This is a genomic window from Paenibacillus sp. VTT E-133280 (assembly GCF_002264385.1).
GTDB classification, from domain to species: Bacteria; Bacillota; Bacilli; order Paenibacillales; family Paenibacillaceae; genus Paenibacillus_AQ; species Paenibacillus_AQ nitricinens.
The window spans coordinates 1-4,283 of sequence record NZ_NFUX01000142.1; the positions used below are offsets into that span (position 1 = coordinate 1).

Sequence of the window (4,283 nt, forward strand, 5' to 3'; positions counted from 1 at the left end):
ACAATGAACGGGATTTTTACCGTTCTTTGCCCACGGCACGATGAGTGGCAATCGAGGCATTTACGCTGCGCGCCGCCGCCCACCCCGGCGGGCCCGGCGGCGCTTGCCCCCGGCGGTGCTCCGCCGCCGGGCAGAACCCTTACGCCGCTTGCGAGCAACGCGGCGCAAAACCAACGGGCGCCCGCTTCGGCGGCGCGTCCGGGCTTTGCCGCGTCGCTTGCGGGCGACGCGGCTCGGCAGGGCCTTGCTTCGCGGCAAAGCCGGCGACGCAGCGGGCAATTCAGGCAGGACAGCGGGTGGTTCCACCACGCTGTCGGCCTCGCGCACCGGCGGTGCGCTGCAGTAGCGGAGGCTCCACATCTCCGCAAGACCCTGCAGGCGGCTCCGATAAGCCGCCGGACCATAAACGGCGTCGACGCGCTCCCGCGCTTGGGCACCTATGGTTATCGCCAGTCCCGGCTGCGCCAGCATGACGTTGACTCTTTCGGCCAGCGCGGAAATGTCCGACGCGGGCACGAGATTATCGCCGCAGCCTGCTGCGTGCAGGATTTCCCGCAAGCCTCCGGAATCGTAAGCAACCACGGGCTTTCCAAACGCCATTCCTTCCAAAGCGGTCATTCCGAAGCCTTCGCGGATCAAGCTGGGAACAACCAGCACATCCATAGCGCAATAAGCAGATGGAAGGCATTCGGCATAACCAACAAATTTAAATCGGGTATACAGACCCTCAAGCTTTACCTTACGGACACAGCGATCATAGTAGCTTTTGTCACCAGCTGAACCTATGACAACAAATTTCGCACTAGGATGGACCGCGTACACAAGCACAGCCATTTTCACAAAATGTTCCAATCCTTTTTCCTTATTAATAAAGGAAGAAATATAACCGACCAGCTGCTCCTGCGGTTTAATCTTTAGCTCTCGCCGTCGTTCGCCCCGAAGCTTGCTCCAAGCCTCAATCATCATCTCTTTGTCATTCCAAGAAGGGGGAAGCTGAATTACTTTCTCCGCTCTCACTTCCTCTGGAAAGCAAGCTGCTGCCGTCTGTGAAATAGCCAGAATCTCATCACTATTCCGATGAATCAGCCCTACACTAATGGGTGTATATTCATTGTCTGTTATCGTCTCTGATATTTTCCATACCACCGGAATGCCTAGTGACTTGGCAGCCATTGCTGGCAAAGCATGGACACAGGTACTTGTAATAATAAACGCCGGGCGCAGAGAGGTCAGCCAGTCTGTTAACTCGTGATACTCCCTGCTTTCCTGGAATTTACGAGCATCTGCCTCGAGCCCTGCATAAGGAGTGTACATTCCATATAAAAGTGGAATCGAGAGCAACTGTACACTTATCCCGAAGCTTCTAGCCTGAGCAGTCAGCTTGCCGTCCTGTGGTGCAACGAGAATACAATTAAAGTACGGAGAAAGCTCCTGAGCGAAGAACAACAACAGCTTCTCCGCTCCGGTAATACTGCGTGTATTAGATACATGTGAAAAGAGGACGATTGTAGCTTTATCAGCCATGGCGTTTCGGCGCTCCCTAACGAGGGCCTGGAGCAGCCATTCACCTCCCTAAAAGTTTTACGAAGCGTTGCTCACGTTTCTTACTTCGCAGTAAAACTCACTTCGAAAGCATCAGCTTCTTTTCATCAGGTTACAGGCATACGCTGAGGTCCGGTTCTACAGTATATCGAGGAAAAACAGATGCCGGCACGACACCTGTCCCCTGCTAAGCGCACATTTCTATATCCAGTTTAGGCCTAAGTCTAGCCGTAGATTACTGTTAGCATCTGGTGAATACGTTTTGCGTAAGTGTGATCCTTGAGCGTCCGTTCAAAAGCCCGCAGCGCGATTGCCCGGCGTTCCTCCTCATGGGTTAAGTAATAACGGATCTTATCCATCATTTCCTGAGGGCTCGCAAAGGTCTCAATTTCTTCACCAGGCTTGTAGAAAGATCCCATATCATCTCTGGCATCTACTAATTGCAACGTGCCCGTTGCTGCAATTTCAAAAGTACGCGGATTAGGAGAAACAGCAGGAATCGAAAGCGTATTGTTATTAACTACTTCATCAATGTGTGAGCGGTGGAGGTTAATGACGATTTTAGAGCCGCTGTAAGCTACTGACGTCTCTTGCGGGGACATCCATTTACCAATTTCAATACGGTCACCGTAGAGCGGAGCCTCAGGCAGACGATCCCACCAGATTCCGTTAATCACCGTGTTATAGTTCATCAAATCAGGAAGAATCTCACGGAAGAAGTTTACCCGGTTCCAATAGGCGGAGCCAATAAAGCTAACTTCCCGATTCACTGGCGAACGTGTTGTAGTAGGACGGTAATGCTCCAGGTGAGCAGCAAAGGGGAGATAATGGACCTCTGGGCAACCAAGTCCCCGATAGAAATCAATACAATTACGTTCAAGGGTGAATACAAAATCGTAGTGTGCCACAATCTTGATCGTAAAGTCAGTATAATAAGGATCATCTGTAAGCCAAATAGCGGTCCGGATGCCACTTGCACGAATAGCATCAATTTGTTCAAGAGGTAAATCCATACCGTCTAGCACCAATACCAGATCCGGTCTTTGCGCTGCAGCCAGCTCTACTAGATTTTGACGCACATCCGTAATTGTGACTTGAGCTGTTAATTTTTGTAATGCGCAAAGAACCGCATCATCTAAAGGAGAGTAAGGGTAGCCTTTGCCAGAAGCGACATACATGACATGAATATTCCGTACAGGAAATACTTCTTCTGGCCGACCATTCAGGATCGCAAGGCGCCCCCGTAAATAGCCTTCATCATAACCACCCTTGAAACCACTCAGACGACCACGCAGCTTTTCTTCCTCCGGAGGTGTCAGAGGTAATGGGGGTGTAGGCATAATAAATTCATTATTGTTCATAATCCTCGCTCCTTTATCCCTTTATAGATTTCATACACGTGAAGCAATCACATTCAGCAAATGAGGCAAACGAGCAGTGAATGTATGGTTTCGCATGGTAGTCTGTAATCCCCGTAAAGCATAGATTCGCCGCTCTTTTTCATGCTTCAGATAGTACTCAATCTTCTGCTGCAGTTCCTTAGCGGAGCCAAAAGTATCCAGATCATAACCAGGCCGATAATAATTGCCCAAATCCTCACGAACATCCGTAAGCTGCATAGTACCGCAGGCGCTGATCTCATAGGTGCGCGGATTAATAGAACGAGAAGGAAGGCGGTAGCTATTCCGGTTATCCTGACCCTCTTCCCACGGGCGGTGAATATTAATGACTATTTTTGCACCACTGTAGTAATTCGCTGTCTCCTCAGGCGGGATAAAGCCATTGCTGATAAAAGGTGTAAGTTGATCATAGGTTGCGAGGCGTTCCCAGAATCCCCCAGCGATAAGCACTTTCTTCCCCTTAAGATAAGGTGCCAGTTCGTCGAACAGCTCTGTCCGATTACGAAATGCATTACCAATAAATACAATGTCATACTGGTATTGCGGGCCGGTACGCCGTGGGTAGAACATCTTTGGATTGACACATAGTGGCAAATAATGAACCGATGACACCCCAAGGGATTGATAGAACTCTACACAACCCAGCTCATGTGTAAATACGTGATCATAATGCCTGCAAATGACTGAAGTGTCCTCTGTAAAATAAGGATCATCCACAAACCAAATGGCGGCTTTGATGCCTAGCTTTCTTATCTCCGAAATCTGTTCTAAATGATTTTCCGGGAATACATGAAGCCCATTCATCACTAGCACTGCCCCAGGCATTTCCCGTGCCGCGGTTTCCAGCATCGTTTCAGGAGTACTTATTACAAGCTCACTTACAAGCTGCTGCAGCGCCTCCGTTACGCCAGTGTCGATCGCCTGAAATCCCTGAGGAACATACATTAACTTAAATGGTCGGCAGGCTTCGACCCCTGGAGTATTCAGACGCTGCACAGCCTCACACATGCCAAGACGATATCCTTCGTGATAACCGTCGCGATATTCTCGCGGATGCTTGTGTTTTTTTCTCTTTCTCGCTTTCACGGCCTTCACCCTGCCCCGTCGTATTCTCAAGACAGTATAACTATATGCGGAGTCAGCACCCGCCTCATGGACATCTGTCTTTACTAGAACTAAATTGGCAGATGTCCCCTGTCTTTTGCCCGGCTTGCCCGAACCTTAGATGATTTCATCCACTCACAGGATGCTGGTATACTATAAGAGGCTGTTTAAAAAGTCCGCTTTTGATCACAAAGTATCCCAAGAAGATTACTCGACATCGAATATTGAATTCAGGCG

General features: G+C 49.5%; 3 protein-coding genes. All 3 read right to left on the reverse strand.

Annotation, left to right across the window (positions count from 1 at the left end; genetic code table 11):
* Positions 1-60 precede the first annotated feature (60 nt).
* The 3 genes from CA600_RS30385 to CA600_RS30395 all read right to left on the reverse strand — a co-directional run bounded on the left by CA600_RS30385 (position 61) and on the right by CA600_RS30395 (position 3,950).
* The gene (locus CA600_RS30385) at positions 61-1,524 is read right to left on the reverse strand and encodes a glycosyltransferase family 4 protein (protein WP_094874806.1); all 1,464 of its coding nucleotides are present in this window, start codon (positions 1,522-1,524) and stop codon (positions 61-63) included.
* A gap of 242 nt (positions 1,525-1,766) precedes the next feature.
* Positions 1,767-2,882, reverse strand: a complete 1,116-nt coding sequence (locus CA600_RS30390; protein ID WP_094874808.1) for a CgeB family protein — start codon at positions 2,880-2,882, stop codon at positions 1,767-1,769.
* A gap of 51 nt (positions 2,883-2,933) precedes the next feature.
* Entirely contained in the window at positions 2,934-3,950 is a 1,017-nt protein-coding gene (locus tag CA600_RS30395) for a CgeB family protein (RefSeq protein ID WP_094874807.1), read from the reverse strand.
* Positions 3,951-4,283: the final 333 nt, after the last annotated feature.